The sequence below is a fragment of the Mesorhizobium sp. M8A.F.Ca.ET.181.01.1.1 genome, from assembly GCF_004792025.1.
In the GTDB taxonomy this organism is placed as follows: domain Bacteria; phylum Pseudomonadota; class Alphaproteobacteria; order Rhizobiales; family Rhizobiaceae; genus Mesorhizobium.
The window spans coordinates 1-15,052 of sequence record NZ_SRTV01000014.1; the positions used below are offsets into that span (position 1 = coordinate 1).

The following is a 15,052-nucleotide window of genomic DNA, read 5'->3' on the forward strand; positions in this document are numbered from 1 at the left end:
AACGGTAAGCAACCAAAGGTCGCCATCGTCGCCGTGGCCCGAAAGATTATGACCATCCTCAGCGCCATGCTTCGACACAACCAACCCTGGTATCCAGACAAAGCCTGAAAACACAGTTGCTCATCCGTCTTGCCGCTTCGCGGCAATCCACCTTCTCCCACAAGGGGAGAAGGAAGGCCCGCGTCGCGCGCCGCCCCCGGGGTTCACCCCTGCCCCGGATACGGCGTTCCATCATTGTGCAAAAACCGCCCATCCCTGCTCGGGCTCATCACGTCGATGTCGGAGCAGGTAATCACATCGTCCTGACAGCGCGAGCCGACTTCCAGATAGCGCGCGGTGGCCGACGAGCGGTTGATCATATGGTGGCCGTTGCCGCTGTTCTTGGCGAAGGCAGCACTGTCGCCCGCCTTGAGCAGCGTCTCGCCGCCATCCTCGACCAGCACCAGTTCGCCCTCCAGCACGTAGACGAGCTCGTCCTCATGGCTGTGCCAGTGGCGCTGGCTCGACCAGCCGCTTGGCGGCAGCGTCATCAGGTTGACGCCGAAATCGCCGAGCCCGCCGGCATCTCCGAGGCGCTGGCGCGTGCGGGTCGCGCAAGGGGCGTCGAAGGGCGCGGGGTAGCCGGAGCCTTTGCGGACGGGCACGGATGCGAGATCGATCTTGGGCATGGAGTGCTCCCGAGGGTGATGCCAGCAGTGTAGTTCATGGCCGGTGGAGGCACAGGGCCATGTTGGGTGTGGGGTTTGCCGCGGGCTAGAGCGCCTGACACCCCCACCTTCGTCATCCTAGGGCGAAGCAGCCGCGGAGCGGCGTCGCGGAGACCCTAGGATCCATGCCGCGACATCAATCGAGGACGCAGCGGAACAGAATTCCGCACTGTAGCGACGCTTTGAAGTCCCGGCATGGATCCTCGGGTCTGCGCCGCGTCGCTGCGCTCCTTGCTCCGCCCGTGGATGACGAAATGAAGGGGGCTCCACCAGCCGGAAGGATGGCCTGCACTCGAACAACTCGCCCAGCCCCTAATGCACCGCCGCCACGTCCTTCAAATGCATCTCGTGCATCTTCAGCACCTCCAGCGTCTTCTTGGCGAATTCCTTCAAAGCCGGGTCGTCGCCGGAGCGGGCGTAGGTGGAAAACAGCGCCACAGCCTGCTTGTGCGCCTCGGTCTGCAAGGTGATGTACCTGGCCTGCAAGGCCTCGCCATCCAGCGTCTTGAGCTGGTCGAGCATTGCCTGGTCCTTCGGCAGCATCGGCGGGCCTTCGGGCTTGATGGATGCCGTGGTCTGGCTCTTTTCCAGCGCCGCCTTGAAATCCTGGCCGGCCTTGGTGTGGTCCTTGACCATCAACGCGGCGAAATCGGCCACATCAGCCGCGACGCCCTTTTTCTGCGCCAGCTTGCTGCTTTCGATCTCGAAGCGGTTGGCGCTGACCACCGTCTTGGTGAAGGTGTCGGTGTCGACCTTGTTCTCCGAGACCGCCGGCAAGGTGCTGACCGCCTGCTGGGCAAAGGCTGAAGGCGTTCCGGCCAGAAGGGCCAGCATGGCAATGGCGAGATGCGGTTTCATCGAAACGCTCCGTGAAGGTGTCCTCGCAGACCCAACGCGGCAGATGCGGTGAGGTTGCCAGCCGCGTCCCTTCTCCTCAGGGAAGCAGCCTTGCGACCGCAACGTGCCCACTCCCTACGGGCGACGAGGCCCCAGCAGAAAGGCTGTCATCATTGCGCTCACGCTCGCCACCGCCAACAACGCCACGGCACCCGAAGAGCTGGGCCTTCGGCGAATTGAAACAAGGTTTTGTGGAGCGGGAGCAGTTTGAACCCACCCGTCCAGGTCGGACCTGCTCCCATGGCGAACGGAATAGGCGCGGGTCAGCTCCGCGCCGAGCAGAAAGATCTCCGATGAATAATAGACCCAGAGCAGGATGACGAGCAGCCCTCCGGCCGCACCGTATGACGATGCGATCGCACTCGTGCCGATATACCAACCGATGAGCGACTTCCCCAATGTGAACAGGGCGGCGGTCACGACAGCACCGATCGCGACATCCCGCCATTCCAAGGCGCGGTCCGGCAGGACCTTGTAGATCGCCGCAAACATCACGGAGATCAGGGAAAAGGAAATCAACGTGTTGATCGCGCTCAGAACAAATTCGCCGAACGGCAAATGAGCGCTGATCAAATTGCCCAGGGCGGAGATCGCCGCACTCGCCACCAAGGACACCAGCAACATAAAGCCGAGGGCGGCGACCAGGCCGAGACTTGCCGCACGCGCCCGCAAGAGACGCGACAGCGAACTCCCTTTCGCTTCAACCTTCCATATTGCATTGAGGGCCTGCTGCATCTCGCCAAACACCGCGGAGGCGGTGACGAGCAAAGTGGCCACGCCGATGATGGCCGCCAGGGTCCCCGATGATTTGCTGGATGCCCCTTCGAGCGCTGTCTGAAGGAGCGCCGCACTTTCTGCACCCATCAGCCCCGATATCTGGGCCGACAAAGCCAACTGTGCCGCGTCATGGCCAAATGCGATGCCCGCTATGGCGACGACAATTATCAGAACCGGGGCCAGCGACGTGGCGGCATAAAAGGCCATCGCCGCGCCATGACTAAGCGCATTGTCGTCGACAAAGCCAACCACGCTTTCTCGCACCAGGTCCCATACGTTTTTGAGTGTGGGTCGCACTTCGAATCCGTGAAAGGGGTCGCAAACCGTCTCCTATCAATGCAGCGGGTCTTCCGATGTTCCGGCCGACTTGAGCGAGAGTTTCAGCAAGAGCGCGCCTGCCTCAGTGACAGCACGCCTCGCCATATTGCAGCTGCTCGTTCCAGTCCGGCCGGCCTTCCGGGGTGAAATCCATCAGATTCCACAGGATCTCGCAGGTGCCGATGGCGCGCGGGTCCTGGCCGGGTTCGGTTGGCGCGAAGCCGAGTTCCGACGACCAGAAATGCCTGATGCCGTCACCATCCCTATGAAACACCGATAGCAGCGGGATCTGCGCACCGTCGGCCGACTCGGCGTTGTAGTCACGCTTGAAGCTGTTGTTGGCCGAAGACACCAGCCGCATGTTGCGCCAGCCGCGATCCCGGCCCAGCGTGACCAGATTTTCCAGCGCCGTCTTGGCCACGACGGCGAAGTTGAAGCTTGCGGCTTCCAAATGGCCGACCGCGCCGTCGAACTGGTCGAGCAGCGCGGTGCAGGACGGGCACGGCTGGTCGGGCCGCGCGAGCTTCGCCGTGCCGCCGCTGGTCGCCACCTCGCGCGTCTCCTGCGGGTGGCGCGGAAACATCATCTGGTAGAGGATCAGCGTGTCCTTGCCGGGCGCGAACAGCTCCGACAGTCTTATCTTCGCGGTCTTGCCGGCGATATCCAGCCCTTCGAACACATAGTCCTTCGGCACCAGCCCGCCCGGCGGCAGGGTGCGCCGCGCCTCGGCCACGGCTTCCATGGCGCGGCGCAGCTCGATTTCCTTTTTCAGCAGCTTTTCGCGCGCGGTGCGGTATTTGGCGGATTCGTTGGGAAAGGTGATCATGATCTGCTCCTTCAAGTCGTGCCGGCGTCCCGGCAGGGTGCTCTACCCCCTAAGGACGCGACACGCCGGCCGGTTCCGACATTTTGCATCGGAACCGCTCCGGCTTTGCGACATTCCCTTCATCGGCTACAGCTTCCAGCACGGGGGGACGAAATGAGCGAGACCGACGAGATCGACCTGCGCTGCCCGCAAGTGGTGGCCGATAACGCCACCAAGGGCTTGCGGCTGCGCAAGCAGTTCGGGCGCGGCGGCACCGAGATCGGCGTCGCGCGGGCCACCGAACTGAAGAACCGCGACAAGCTGGCGCCGTCTACCATCCGCCGCATGGTCAGCTACTTTGCCCGCCACGAGGTCGACAAGCGCGGCAAGAATTACGGCAATGAGGACAATCCCTCCGCCGGATACGTCGCGTGGCTGCTGTGGGGCGGCGACGAGGGCCGCGCCTGGGCGCTGGAGCTCAAGCAGAAGATTGGCAACGCGCCCGATATCTGAGCGCTGGTTCCCTGCTCACCCCTTGACCCCACCGGCGGTGAGGCCGGAGACGATCTTGCGCTGGAAGATCAGCACCAGCACCACCAGCGGCACCGTGACGATCACCGAGGCGGCCATGATGTTGCCCCATGGAATCTCGAACTGCGAATTGCCCGAGAGCAGCGCGATCGCCACCGGCACGGTCCGCCGCGCATCATTGGAGGTGAAGGTCAGGGCAAACAGGAACTCGTTCCATGCGCCGATGAAGGCCAGCAGTCCGGTGGTCGCCAGCGCCGGCCACATCAGCGGCAGAAAGATGCGGGTGATGATGATCCACGGCGTCGCGCCATCGAGGATCGCTGCCTCCTCGACCTCGACCGGCAGGTCTCGCACGAAGGCGGTGAGCACCCAGACGGTGAACGGCAGCGTGAAGATCATGTAGGAGAAGATCAGCGCGAAGAGCGAATTGTAGAGGCCGAACATCCGCACCAGTTCGAACAGCCCGGCCAGCACCGCCACTTGCGGGAACATCGAGACCGACAGGATGGCGAACAGCAATGCCGAGCGGCCGCGAAAACGGACACGCGCCAGTGCGTAGGCCGCGGTGACTCCGAGGAACAGCGAGAGTGCGACGACCGCGCCCGAGACGACCAGCGAATTCAGGAGATTGCGCATGAAGGCACCCTCGGCCAGCACGTTGCGATAATTGTCGAGGCTGGGTGCCTTCGGCCACGGATCGGCCTGGAACAGCTCGGTCCCCGATTTCAGGCTGGTGACGATGGCATAGTAGAACGGGAACACCGCGATCAGCACGATTGCCCCGACCAGCAGATAGAAGGCCGTGCGCTTCAGGAGCCACATCTCAGCGGCCTCCTTCCAGGCTTATCCGGCCGACGCGGATGGTGAGGATGGTGAGCAAGGCGAGGATGAGGAAGAGCAGGGTCGAGGCGGCCGAGCCATAGGCGAACTTGTCGAACTCGAACAGGTTCTCGCGGGCGAACACCGACATCGACTTGGTGTGCGCATTGTTGGGCGTCAGCACATAGATCAGGTCGAAGATGCGCAGCGCATCGAGCGCCCGGAAGATCACGGCCACCATCAACGCCGGGCGGATCAGCGGCAAGGTCACCCGCCAGAAGATCTGCCATGGATTGGCGCCGTCGAGCCTGGCGACCTCGATGATCTCGCGCGGCAGCATCTGCAGCGCGGCCAGGATCAGCAGCGCCATGAAGGGCGTCGTCTTCCAGATGTCGACGATCAGCACCGCCGCCATCGCGGTGTCGGCACTGGCTGTCCAGGCGATCTTGGTGTCGATCAGCCCCAGATTGATCAGCACGACATTGATGATGCCGAACTGGTCGTTCAGCATCCACTGCCACATCTTGGCCGAGACGATGGTCGGGATCGCCCAGGGGATGAGGATCGCCGCCCTGACGATGCCGCGGCCGGGAAATTCGGCGTTGAGCACCAGGGCGACGACCATGCCGAGGATCGTCTCGCAGGTCACCGAAACCACCGCGAACCGCACTGTGTTCCACACGGCGCCCCACCAGACCGGGTCGAGAAGCAGCCCGTCGTGGATGACCCTGCCGCTCGGCATGCGCAGAACCGAGACATAGTTGGCGAGGCCGACCCATTGGCGGGCGTCGAGATCGGACAGCGAGGCATCGGTGAAGCTGAAATAGACCGTGCGGGCAAGCGGCCAGCCGGCAGCGACGGCGAGCACCAGAAGCATCGGCGCCAGGAACAGCCACGCCGAGCGCACACGCTGGCGCATCAGCCGCGAGCCCTGGCGCCGGTCGGCGGCATCAGACGGTCGCGCGCTCACCAGCCCTTGCCTTTCAGCCGGGTCAGCGTCGCCTCGAGGTCGGCCAGATTGTCGGCGGCGCTGCCTTCGCCGGACAAGGTCTTGTGGACGGCGTTCCAGAACTGGCTCGACGCCTCGTTGTACTTATTCCTGGTCACCGCCGAGGGCCGCGGCCCGGCATTGAGGAAGACATCCTTCCAGTGCGGTATGATCGGCTGCTGGCTGGCGATGTCGGCATCGTCATAGAGCGCCTGGATGGTCGGCAGGTTGGCGGTCTTCAGCGTGCGGTATTTCTGCATTGCCGGCGAGGCAATGAACTTGACCAGTTCGATCGCCGCATCCGGGTGCTTGGAATATTTCGAGACCGCGAGGTTCCAGCCGCCGAGCGTCGCCGCCGGGCGGCCGCCCTCGCCCGTGCCCGCCGGCAGCGGCCCGACGTCGAACTTGCCCTTGATCGGCGACCCCTGGCTGTTGCCCAGCGCATAGGCATAGGGCCAGTTGCGCATGAAGACCGCATTGCCGGTCTGCCATACGCCGCGCGCCTCCTCTTCCTGATAGGCGAGCACACCCGGCGGCGCGATGGTGCCGATCCAGCCCTTGGCCATGTCGAGCGCGGCCGCCGCCTGGGCGTTGTTGATGGAAATCGCGCCATCCGGCTCGACGATATGGCCGCCGCCGTTCGACACCACCCATTCGAACGCGTCGCAGGTCAGCCCTTCATAGGCGTTGCCCTGGAAGACGAAGCCCCAGATATCCCTGTTGCCCGAGGCCCGCTCATTGTCCATCACCAGCCTGGCGGTGTCGCCCAGTTCCTTCCAGGTGGCCGGCACCTTGGCACCATATTTGTCGAGCAGATCCTTGCGGTAATAGAGCGCCGGCGCATCGGTGAAGATCGGCAGCGCCACCAGCCTGCCGTCGACGGTCTGCGACTGGATGATCGACGGGAAATGACTGGCCACGACATCCCTGGTCGCCTCGGTCAGGTCGACGAACTGCCTGGCGAGCTGCGGCGCCCAGATGACATCGGTCTGGTAGACGTCGACGTCGCTGTTGCCGGCGGCGAGCCACAGCCTGTACTGGCCGAACTGGTCGGTCCCGGACGACGGCATGGCGACGATGGTGACCTTGTCGCCGCTTACTTTCTCATAGCGGTCGAGGATCTCGCGCAGCACCTTGAGGCCGTTACCGGTGTCGCCCGACACAATCGACAGCTCGACCGCGCGCGCCGGACCCGCAGCGAGCACGGCAGCGACGCTCAGCGCCAGCAATGCGTGGAAAACCTTCATCGCGGTGGATCTCCCTTGGGAGCCGGCGGCGCACAGCACCGGCAGCCGGTCAGACCCCACCGTTCATTGAATGCGGAGCGGCGCTTTGGGTTCCGAACAGGCCATCACCGGTGGTCGAACAGGCCATGACGGTGACGGGTGGGTTAACGCCCCCGGTCAGCCTTCCCAGGCGACCGGCCGCATGCCCAGCCGCTCGTAGAGCCGCACGGCGGCCGCGTTCTCGAGCGTATTGGTCTTGAGATCGACATGGGCGGCACCCCGGTCGCGAAAAATGGCGAAGGCGTGCCACATCAGGGCCTCGCCGACACCCTTGCCGCGTGCCTCCGGATGAACGGCAAGGTCCTTGACGAATGCCGAGCTCCAGCACAGTGCGGCCGCCGCCAGCCGGCCCTTGGCATCGATGACGAGGAAACACAGCGCCGGGTCGAATTCGGGATCTTCGGATATGCGTGGCCACCATTCGTCGAAGGGGCCGTCTGTGCCATCGTCGAACACTTCGCCCAGCAGCGCATGCAGCGGCAGCGCGTCACCGCGCTCGAAGCTGCGCATGACAAAACCGTCAGGCCAGTGCGGCGCAACCAGCGTCTCGTCGAGGATCTTGCGCAGCCGGATGTCGTTTGGAGCCGGCGGACGCGGTTCGGGCATCGCGCTCAGGCGTCGGGCTGAAGACGTCCGCGCTTGCGGTCGACACCGAGGCCGGTCGCCTCCAGCAGGCCCTTGCGCTTGGCGTCGAAATAGTAGCCGGTCTGGTAGAGCCAGTCGGCCTTCTTGGCGTTGCCGTTCGACACCAGCCAGGCGCCGCGCAGATATTTGACCGCGTATTTGAGATTGGTCTCGGCGTCGAACAGGCCCTTGGCCGGCCCGTCATAGCCCATGCCGCGCGCCGTCGCGTGCTTGATCTGCATCAGTCCCCAATGGCCGTTATTGTAGGCCTTGGGATTGTAGGTGCTTTCGCGGTTGACGACATGGCGCACCAGATCCACCGGCACCTGGTAGAAGGCGGCGTATTTGACGATCAGCCGGTCGACGTCGCCGCGCATGCCGGTCGCATGCTGTTCTTCCGCCGGCTCGACCGGCGCCGACGGGAACTGCACCAGGGCAGCCGGGTTCTGCGGCACGACATAGGCCACCTGTTGCACGCCGGGCATTTTCTGGCCGCCCTTGGCAACCGCCGGCACGATGAGCCCCGCGGTCGTGTAGGTCGCGGCGACCCCGACCGGCTGGCCGGCCTTGGACGGCGGCGGCGCCTGCCAGGCATTGGCGGTCATCACGGCGGGGACTGCCGGCGTTGTAGGCGTTGCCCCGGCAAAGGCGGCGGTCGCCGCGGCCGGCTGGGCGGCGGGATCGAGTGCCGGGGTGGCCGGGCCGGGGGTCAACTCGGCCGTCTGAACCGGCGTGATTCCGGAGGATTGAGGCAGCACCGAAACCGTGTCCGGCAGCGGCACGGTGAAGCCGGCATCGCTGCCTGCCATGGTCGCGGTTTCGGTCAGGGACGGCGCGGCCTTCATCTGCGAGGTCGAGGTGCAGCCGCTCATGCCGGCTGCCGCGACGATCACACCGATGGCGATAAGGGTTTGTTTTGCTGGCAAGCCGCGCTCGGAGTCCGGTTTGTCGGGTCGTTAAGATTTCCCTTACACCAGCGATTCTTGGGTAGCAATCGGGGCCATCTGGTGGTTTTCGGGTGGCGGGATGCAGGCGGCGATGCCATATTGTTCCTGATATGTACCAGCAGGAATCCCGGATTCCGCCGCTTTGCGGAAAGGAGCGCAGCATGGAAACGACCTCTTCGATCACAGCTGGCCACGCAGTGTTAGAAACAGTGATCGGCTTCATGGGCATCGCCTGGAGCGAAAAGGGCCTGATCCGGCTCTGCCTGCCCGAACGCAGCCGCGAAGCGGTGGAGCGGCGGCTGATGCGCCACGCCGGTGTTTCCGCCTCCACCGCCCAGCCGTCATGGGTGGTCGAGCTGATTGCCTCGATCAAGGCCTATGCCGCGGGCGAGGACGTCGATTTCACCGGCTTTCCCGTCGATCTCGACGGCATCGACGATTTCCGCCTCGCCATCTACGACGCCGCACGAAAACTCGGCTATGGCGAAACCACCACCTATGGCGAACTCGCCAAGCGCGCCGGCCATGCCGGCCTGCCGCGTGAAACCGGTGCCGCCCTTGGCGCCAATCCGGTGCCGCTGGTCATCCCGTGCCACCGCATCCTGGCCGCCGGCGGCAAGATCGGCGGCTTCTCGGCGCCCGGCGGCTCCGTCACCAAGGAAAAGATGCTGGCCATGGAAGGCGTGCGCGTCGGCCCGCCGCCGCCGGCGCAGGTGTCCTTCGGGTTTTGAGAGCAGTAAGCTGCTCCCGGGTGTGTTGAGATTCAGGTCAGGCCAAGCCGAAAACTGTGGCTTTCGAGAACCGGAGCGGAGCGTACTTGAAGTACGTGAGCACCGGAAGCGGAGGAAGCCACGGTTTGCAGGCCGGCATCACCTGAATATCGGCACACCCTAGTGGCGGCGTATGAAGCGATGCCTGAAACGCTCATTGTCCGGCCGCTTGCAGATATAGACCGGGCAGGACTTGGTGTCGGCGCTGGGCACATAGGCCCGCGTCCTCACCTCGCCCATGGTGCAGAACTGCTGGCTCTGCACGTAGCGGTCGTAGAGCGGCAGCCCCGGCACCCGTTTCGACTGATAGCGCAGGATGACCGCACCTTGGCGCGCGATCGTCGACTGAACCTTGCCGCAGCTCATGCGCGTCGGGTCGTAGCGCGAGATCGCCTGCGCCTGGGCGGCCACCAGCGTGAGGCAGGCGGCAAACAGGATGGTTTTCATGGTCCTCTCCCCTCGATCCGCCGCCCGGGGACGGCGCGATCGTGCGTCACGGTTTCACCAGATTGGGGCGGCCGTTGGGCGGCCCCCGATCACGGCTTTTTCACGCAGTCTTGTTTTTTGTGCGAAAGCAGCCTATATCAGCCCCATTGATATTTCGGCCGATCGATCCGGGCCTCGCGATCTTCGCGTTTGCTGACGTCTATCTCCAAAATCTCGATGCACACCGGCTGGATTTCGGTCCGGTCATACCAAAGCAAATGTGAAGGACTATTTTTATGGCAACTGGAACGGTCAAGTGGTTCAACGCCACCAAGGGTTTCGGCTTCATCCAGCCTGACAGCGGCGGCGCGGACGTTTTCGTCCACATCTCGGCTGTCGAGCGCGCTGGCCTGTCGACCCTGGTCGAAGGCCAGAAGATCAACTTCGAGATCGAGCAGGACCGCCGCACTGGCAAGTCGTCCGCTGGTTCTCTGAGCAAGGCAGCCTGATTTTGAAAATGGCGCGCGCCGGACGAGAGTTCGGGGCGCGCGGCAAGTCACGGATGTACTGACGGTCGCGCGAGAAGCGCGCCGGAGTGGAAAGACCCGACAAGCTGGAACAGCAGATAGCTGCCAGCCCGGACCGGACGCTCCCGATCAGGCTACCGAAATGGGAAGGCGGGATTTATCCCGCCTTTTTATTTGCCTGGATTTTGGCCATCTAAGCCCGGCCTATGTCCCACCGGTGGCACCATATGGCCAACAATGGTACCATCCAGGTCATGACCAAGCTTGAACAAATCGAAAAATCCATCACCGAGTTGAGCCCGGAAGAACTGAAGGCGTTTGCCGCCTGGTTCGAGGCACTGCAGGCGGACATCTGGGATCGGCAGATTGAAGCCGATGTCAAGGCAGGCAGACTGGACAAATTGGTGGCCGAGGCTCGCGCTGAGATTGCCGCCGGTAAATTGCGCGACCTGTGAGACATCGCGCCACGGCAAGTTTTTGGACGATGTATCGGTCCTTGCCGAAATCGGCTCGCCGTTTAGCCGACAAGAGCTTTACATTGTTGAGGGAAAACCCACGTCATCCCTCCCTCCATTTCAAGAAAGTCGGTGAGCTTTGGTCGGCGAGAATAGATAGCAACTATCGTGCCTTGGCTCTGGAAAGTGCTGACGGCTATAACTGGATATGGATCGGCAGCCACGCAGAATACGACCGCCTTACAAATAGCACACAGACCCCAACGCACAATTCGGAACGACCGAGACAGACCTACCCCACCCACTCGATCGGCACATGCCCCGGATCCGCCTCCACGCGGCCGAGCCAGGCCACCACCTCGGGATAGGCGTCGAGCTGGAAGCCGCCCTGCTCCGCGGTGTGGGTGTAGGCATAAAGCGCGATGTCGGCGATGCTGAAGGCGCCGCCGGCGAAGAAGGCGTTGTTTTCCAGATACGTGTTCATGACGCCGAGCGCCTTGTTGCCGCGCTCCAGCGTCGTCGCCAGCCGCTCGGGCGTCGCGTCCGCGGCCCGTTCGGGAAAAGTCAGCAGCGCCTTGCGCACGGCTATGTAAGGCTCGTGGCTGTACTGCTCGAAGAACAGCCACTGATAGGCGAGCCCGCGCTCGTATCTGTCGGCCGGCAGCAAGCGCGTGCCTTCCGCGAGATAGAGCAGGATGGCGTTGGATTCGGCCAGCCGCCGGCCATCGTCCAGTTCCAGCAGCGGCACCATGGCGTTCGGATTCTTGGCGACGAAATCGGCTTTGCGCGTGTCGCCGGTATGCGAGCTCACCTCGACGGTGGTGAAAGCGAGGCCGAGCTTGGCCATCAGCAGCCTGGGCTTGTAGCAATTGCCGCTGTCGATCATGCTGTAAAGTATCATTGCCGGTCCCCGAGCGCTGCTTCTGCGGGCGGACTATCGCAGCGGCGGCATCCTCAACCAATGATTTGTTTTGGCGCGACCATCAGCGCCGCTTATGCAACGGCACGACCTTGTTGTCGAAGCCCAGCAGCCCATCGACCGCAAGCGGCTCTTCGTTGAAAATGGTGCCGGCAAGCGCCGGACGCCCGAGAAGAAAACCCTGCAGCAAATCGACCCCACCTTCGAGCGCGACGCGCAGGTGGGTGGGCTGCTCGATTCCCTCGACCAGCACCTTGGCGCCACGGTCGTGCAGGCTGGACACCAGCGGGCGGAAGAAGCGTTCCGCGGCGGCGTGGCGGCAGAATTCCGCGAACCAGCCGCCATCGATCTTGACGATGTCGGGCTGAAGCAGGCTCACCCGCTCCTCGGTCGAATGGCCGGTCCCGAAATCATCGATGGCGATGCGGATGCCGTCGCGCCGCATTTCACGCACCAGCCTGGCCAGCAGCGCATCGTCCGCCGCCTGTTCGGTGATTTCACAGACCAGCATGGCGGGCGCCAGGCCGAGTTCGTCGAGATGCCGGCTCATCAGCCGGATCTCGGCCAGCGCCCGGCCAGCATGGTCGTTGACCAGTGGATTGTAGTTGAAGAACAGGTCGAGCCTATCGACGCCGATATTGTGGAAATTCCTGAGATGCAGCATCCGGCACATGGTTTCGACGAACAGGCGGTCCGAGGCCGCGACGCTGTCGAAGAACATCCGCGGCGACCCCGGGCGGCCGGCCCGGTGCGGCTCGATCAGGCCTTCCACGGCCACCGGGTGCAAGCTGCCGCCGTGCGGGGCGTAGATCGGCTGGTAGGCGCTGCGCAGGCGGAAGTCGCCATGGATGCCATATTCGATGCCGATCTCATCGACGAAGATCGCATCGCCAATGGTGCGCCGGCGCTCGACACTCATGGCACGATCCTGCGCCCGAAAGCCTTTGCCCGCCGCCCCGTGCGCGGCGCAACCGCGGCGGGAGCGGTCGTATGGCTTGCGGCGGGGACAGGTTCGGGACTGCTCATCGCGAAAACACGGAAACTTGTCGGCGCGAGTTCTGGACGGGCCAGCACGTAGCCCTGGACCATCGAGGCGCCCGATCGCTCGGCCAGCTCCAGTTGCCAGCCTTCCTCGATGCCCTCGAACACGGTGCGGATGCCCTGGTCCTCGAAGCTCCTGACCATGGATGTCAGCAGCGCGAAACCAGCGCCCGATTCCATCAGTTGCGTGATCCAGTGCGCATCGAACTTGACGATGTCGGGGCGCAACTCCTTGACGCGGGTGATGTCGGAATCGTCGGCGCCATAGTCGTCGACGGCGATCCGGAAGCCGTTGGCTCTGAGCGCGGTGACGAAGCTGTGCAGGGTCTCCTGCGATGCCGATCTCTGCTCCGTCACCTCGCACACGACGCGGCCCGGATCGATACCGGCTTCGTGCAGGACCAGCCTCATGTCACGCAAGGCGTTGTCGACGATCGATCGCTCGGTGAACACCGAGGGATCGAAATTCACGAAGATCGATGCCTCCTGCGGCAGGCAGGCGCCGGCATTGAGCAGATGCAGTGTCCTGGTCAGCGCTTCGACATGCAGGCGGTCGGCCGCCGGACATGTCGAGAAGAAGGTCATCGGCGATTGCGGCTCGCCGTCGCGAAACGGGCGGATCAGCCCTTCGAACGCGGCGACCGACAGCTTGCCCTCGCTGAAGGCAAAGATCGGCTGGAAGGCGCTTTGCAGCGTATAAATGCCCCAGACACCGCTCGAGGTGCCGTCATCATGACGGATGATATGGGCAAGTCCGATGCTGCGTGACAAGGGTTCCTCGCTCCGCGACCTGGCGGAATTGAACCGCGATCCTGCCATGCAAGCCTCTACCGCCCGTTAATGAACTTTCTTTTGCCGATCACGCCTCATTGACCGCGCCACGCCACCTGGCCCAGCCGACAAGGCTTGCGCTGGGGGGAATGATGCGACATGAGAAGCGCCGCGGCCGCTCCTGGCCGCGCCTATCCTTTGGAGAGACAGAAGGTCATGGCCTTTCTTGCCGACACCCTTTCCCGCGTTAAGCCTTCCGCCACCATCGCGGTGACGCAGAAAGCCCGCGAGCTGAAAAATGCCGGCCGGGATATCATTGGCCTTGGCGCCGGCGAGCCCGATTTCGATACGCCCGACAACATCAAGAATGCGGCGATCGAAGCCATTCGCCGTGGCGAGACCAAGTATCCGCCGGTTTCGGGCATCGTGCCGCTGCGCGAGGCGATCGCGAAAAAGTTCAAGCGCGAGAACAATCTCGACTACAAGCCCGAGCAGACCATCGTCGGCACCGGCGGCAAGCAGATCCTGTTCAACGCCTTCATGGCGACACTGAACCCCGGCGACGAGGTCATCATCCCCCGCCCCTACTGGGTCAGCTATCCCGAAATGGTGGCGATCTGCGGCGGCACGTCGGTGTTTGCCGACACTTCGATCGACAACGGCTTCAAGCTGACCCCGGCGGTGCTGGAAAAGGCGATCACGCCGAAGACCAAATGGCTCTTGATGAACTCGCCGTCCAACCCGTCGGGCGCGGCCTATACCCACGCCGAACTGCGCGCGCTGGCCGATGTCCTCCTGAAGCATCCGCATGTCTGGACGCTGACCGACGACATGTACGAGCACCTGACCTATGGCGACTTCGTCTTCAAGACCATCGCCGAGGTCGAGCCGAAGCTCTACGACCGCACCCTGACCATGAACGGCGTCTCGAAAGCCTATGCCATGACCGGCTGGCGCATCGGCTACGCGGCCGGTCCGGTTCAGCTGATCAAGGCGATGGACATGATCCAGGGTCAGCAGACGTCGGGCGCCTGCACCATCGCGCAATGGGCTTCGGTCGAGGCGTTGAACGGCCCTCAGGACTTCATCGCCAAGAACAAGGCGATCTTTCAAGGCAGGCGCGACCTCGTCGTCTCGATGCTCAACCAGGCGCGCGGCATCACCTGCCCGTCGCCGGAAGGCGCCTTCTATGTCTATCCGTCCTGCGCCCAGCTGATTGGCAGGAAGACCAAGGCCGGCAAGGTGATCGACACCGACGAGACCTTCTGCTCGGAACTGCTCGAGGCCGAGGGCGTCGCGGTGGTGTTCGGCTCGGCCTTCGGCCTCGGCCCCAACTTCCGCATCTCCTACGCCACCTCGGAGACGCTGCTGGAGGAAGCCTGCACCCGCATCCAGCGCTTCACGGCATCCCTGACCTGATCTGGTAAGTCCAAAACAAAACCCG

At 63.7% G+C, this 15,052-nt stretch carries 18 protein-coding genes and 1 pseudogene; 6 read left to right on the top strand and 13 right to left on the bottom strand.

The features are described from left to right. Positions 1–108 (top strand): annotated as a pseudogene (locus EN824_RS36290) (IS110 family transposase); the annotation flags it as partial. A 95-nt stretch (positions 109–203) separates the two neighbouring features. Here EN824_RS36290 and EN824_RS31045 read toward each other — a convergent pair. From EN824_RS31045 to EN824_RS31060, 4 genes are all read right to left on the bottom strand, one after another. Further along, positions 204–668 carry a cupin domain-containing protein gene (locus tag EN824_RS31045; protein WP_135933048.1) on the bottom strand — a complete coding sequence of 155 codons (465 nt, stop codon included), beginning with the start codon at positions 666–668 and terminating at the stop codon, positions 204–206. Positions 669–1,019: 351 nt separating this feature from the next. Continuing rightward, entirely contained in the window at positions 1,020–1,565 is a 546-nt protein-coding gene (locus EN824_RS31050; RefSeq protein ID WP_135933049.1) for a DUF4142 domain-containing protein, read from the bottom strand. Positions 1,566–1,679: 114 nt separating this feature from the next. Beyond that, a complete protein-coding gene (locus EN824_RS31055) occupies positions 1,680–2,633 on the bottom strand; it encodes a YihY/virulence factor BrkB family protein (RefSeq protein WP_245521054.1) in 954 nt (317 codons plus the stop codon). A 148-nt stretch (positions 2,634–2,781) separates the two neighbouring features. After that, complete coding sequence (locus EN824_RS31060; protein WP_135930943.1) at positions 2,782–3,525, bottom strand: DUF899 family protein; 744 nt, start codon at positions 3,523–3,525, stop codon at positions 2,782–2,784. A gap of 153 nt (positions 3,526–3,678) precedes the next feature. On the opposite strand from EN824_RS31060, the gene EN824_RS31065 reads away from it, so the two are divergent. After that, a complete protein-coding gene (locus EN824_RS31065) occupies positions 3,679–4,017 on the top strand; it encodes a hypothetical protein (RefSeq protein ID WP_135930942.1) in 339 nt (112 codons plus the stop codon). A 15-nt stretch (positions 4,018–4,032) separates the two neighbouring features. Here the strand turns inward: EN824_RS31065 and EN824_RS31070 are convergent, their stop codons facing one another. From EN824_RS31070 to EN824_RS31090, 5 genes are all read right to left on the bottom strand, one after another. Then, entirely contained in the window at positions 4,033–4,857 is an 825-nt protein-coding gene (locus EN824_RS31070; protein WP_135930941.1) for a carbohydrate ABC transporter permease, read from the bottom strand. Between the two features lies 1 nt (position 4,858). Beyond that, positions 4,859–5,773 (bottom strand): sugar ABC transporter permease, encoded by a 915-nt coding sequence (locus EN824_RS31075; protein WP_135930954.1) that lies wholly within the window; start codon positions 5,771–5,773, stop codon positions 4,859–4,861. A 47-nt stretch (positions 5,774–5,820) separates the two neighbouring features. Beyond that, positions 5,821–7,089, bottom strand: coding sequence for an ABC transporter substrate-binding protein (locus EN824_RS31080; protein WP_135933051.1), 1,269 nt, complete (start codon positions 7,087–7,089; stop codon positions 5,821–5,823). A gap of 156 nt (positions 7,090–7,245) precedes the next feature. Beyond that, the gene (locus tag EN824_RS31085) at positions 7,246–7,734 is read right to left on the bottom strand and encodes a GNAT family N-acetyltransferase (RefSeq protein ID WP_135884107.1); all 489 of its coding nucleotides are present in this window, start codon (positions 7,732–7,734) and stop codon (positions 7,246–7,248) included. A gap of 5 nt (positions 7,735–7,739) precedes the next feature. After that, positions 7,740–8,678, bottom strand: a complete 939-nt coding sequence (locus tag EN824_RS31090; RefSeq protein ID WP_135930939.1) for a lytic transglycosylase domain-containing protein — start codon at positions 8,676–8,678, stop codon at positions 7,740–7,742. Positions 8,679–8,860: 182 nt separating this feature from the next. Between EN824_RS31090 and EN824_RS31095 the strand changes: the two genes are divergently transcribed. Beyond that, positions 8,861–9,430, top strand: a complete 570-nt coding sequence (locus tag EN824_RS31095) for a methylated-DNA--[protein]-cysteine S-methyltransferase (RefSeq protein WP_135930938.1) — start codon at positions 8,861–8,863, stop codon at positions 9,428–9,430. A gap of 159 nt (positions 9,431–9,589) precedes the next feature. On the opposite strand, the gene EN824_RS31100 is transcribed toward EN824_RS31095, so the two are convergent. Then, positions 9,590–9,916 (bottom strand): hypothetical protein, encoded by a 327-nt coding sequence (locus EN824_RS31100; RefSeq protein WP_135933052.1) that lies wholly within the window; start codon positions 9,914–9,916, stop codon positions 9,590–9,592. Between the two features lie 275 nt (positions 9,917–10,191). On the opposite strand from EN824_RS31100, the gene EN824_RS31105 reads away from it, so the two are divergent. Then, on the top strand, positions 10,192–10,404 hold the full coding sequence (locus EN824_RS31105; RefSeq protein ID WP_015316174.1) for a cold-shock protein: 213 nt from the start codon (positions 10,192–10,194) through the stop codon (positions 10,402–10,404). 272 nt (positions 10,405–10,676) lie between these two features. Further along, complete coding sequence (locus tag EN824_RS31110) at positions 10,677–10,877, top strand: hypothetical protein (RefSeq protein WP_127873492.1); 201 nt, start codon at positions 10,677–10,679, stop codon at positions 10,875–10,877. A 292-nt stretch (positions 10,878–11,169) separates the two neighbouring features. Here EN824_RS31110 and EN824_RS31120 read toward each other — a convergent pair whose 3' ends face one another. The 3 genes from EN824_RS31120 to EN824_RS31130 all read right to left on the bottom strand — a co-directional run bounded on the left by EN824_RS31120 (position 11,170) and on the right by EN824_RS31130 (position 13,608). Then, positions 11,170–11,778, bottom strand: a complete 609-nt coding sequence (locus EN824_RS31120) for a glutathione S-transferase family protein (protein ID WP_135915227.1) — start codon at positions 11,776–11,778, stop codon at positions 11,170–11,172. Between the two features lie 82 nt (positions 11,779–11,860). Next, the gene (locus tag EN824_RS31125; RefSeq protein ID WP_135930937.1) at positions 11,861–12,715 is read right to left on the bottom strand and encodes an EAL domain-containing protein; all 855 of its coding nucleotides are present in this window, start codon (positions 12,713–12,715) and stop codon (positions 11,861–11,863) included. After that, positions 12,712–13,608 carry an EAL domain-containing protein gene (locus tag EN824_RS31130; RefSeq protein WP_127873459.1) on the bottom strand — a complete coding sequence of 299 codons (897 nt, stop codon included), beginning with the start codon at positions 13,606–13,608 and terminating at the stop codon, positions 12,712–12,714. The genes EN824_RS31125 and EN824_RS31130 overlap by 4 nt, the downstream gene beginning before the upstream one ends. 216 nt (positions 13,609–13,824) lie before the next feature. On the opposite strand from EN824_RS31130, the gene EN824_RS31135 reads away from it, so the two are divergent. Then, positions 13,825–15,027, top strand: a complete 1,203-nt coding sequence (locus EN824_RS31135; RefSeq protein ID WP_127279114.1) for a pyridoxal phosphate-dependent aminotransferase — start codon at positions 13,825–13,827, stop codon at positions 15,025–15,027. Positions 15,028–15,052 lie beyond the last annotated feature (25 nt).

What these genes read in the sequence shown, in the direction of transcription:
- EN824_RS31100 (WP_135933052.1), bottom strand. Translation starts at nt 9,916, where the DNA reads ATGAAAACCATCCTGTTTGCCGCCTGCCTCACGCTGGTGGCCGCCCAG.
- EN824_RS31135 (WP_127279114.1), top strand. Translation starts at nt 13,825, where the DNA reads ATGGCCTTTCTTGCCGACACCCTTTCCCGCGTTAAGCCTTCCGCCACC.
- EN824_RS31045 (WP_135933048.1), bottom strand. Translation starts at nt 668, where the DNA reads ATGCCCAAGATCGATCTCGCATCCGTGCCCGTCCGCAAAGGCTCCGGC.
- EN824_RS31110 (WP_127873492.1), top strand. Translation starts at nt 10,677, where the DNA reads ATGACCAAGCTTGAACAAATCGAAAAATCCATCACCGAGTTGAGCCCG.
- EN824_RS31050 (WP_135933049.1), bottom strand. Translation starts at nt 1,565, where the DNA reads ATGAAACCGCATCTCGCCATTGCCATGCTGGCCCTTCTGGCCGGAACG.
- EN824_RS31070 (WP_135930941.1), bottom strand. Translation starts at nt 4,857, where the DNA reads ATGTGGCTCCTGAAGCGCACGGCCTTCTATCTGCTGGTCGGGGCAATC.
- EN824_RS31080 (WP_135933051.1), bottom strand. Translation starts at nt 7,089, where the DNA reads ATGAAGGTTTTCCACGCATTGCTGGCGCTGAGCGTCGCTGCCGTGCTC.
- EN824_RS31075 (WP_135930954.1), bottom strand. Translation starts at nt 5,773, where the DNA reads ATGCGCCAGCGTGTGCGCTCGGCGTGGCTGTTCCTGGCGCCGATGCTT.
- EN824_RS31095 (WP_135930938.1), top strand. Translation starts at nt 8,861, where the DNA reads ATGGAAACGACCTCTTCGATCACAGCTGGCCACGCAGTGTTAGAAACA.
- EN824_RS31060 (WP_135930943.1), bottom strand. Translation starts at nt 3,525, where the DNA reads ATGATCACCTTTCCCAACGAATCCGCCAAATACCGCACCGCGCGCGAA.
- EN824_RS31120 (WP_135915227.1), bottom strand. Translation starts at nt 11,778, where the DNA reads ATGATACTTTACAGCATGATCGACAGCGGCAATTGCTACAAGCCCAGG.
- EN824_RS31085 (WP_135884107.1), bottom strand. Translation starts at nt 7,734, where the DNA reads ATGCCCGAACCGCGTCCGCCGGCTCCAAACGACATCCGGCTGCGCAAG.
- EN824_RS31125 (WP_135930937.1), bottom strand. Translation starts at nt 12,715, where the DNA reads ATGAGTGTCGAGCGCCGGCGCACCATTGGCGATGCGATCTTCGTCGAT.
- EN824_RS31105 (WP_015316174.1), top strand. Translation starts at nt 10,192, where the DNA reads ATGGCAACTGGAACGGTCAAGTGGTTCAACGCCACCAAGGGTTTCGGC.
- EN824_RS31065 (WP_135930942.1), top strand. Translation starts at nt 3,679, where the DNA reads ATGAGCGAGACCGACGAGATCGACCTGCGCTGCCCGCAAGTGGTGGCC.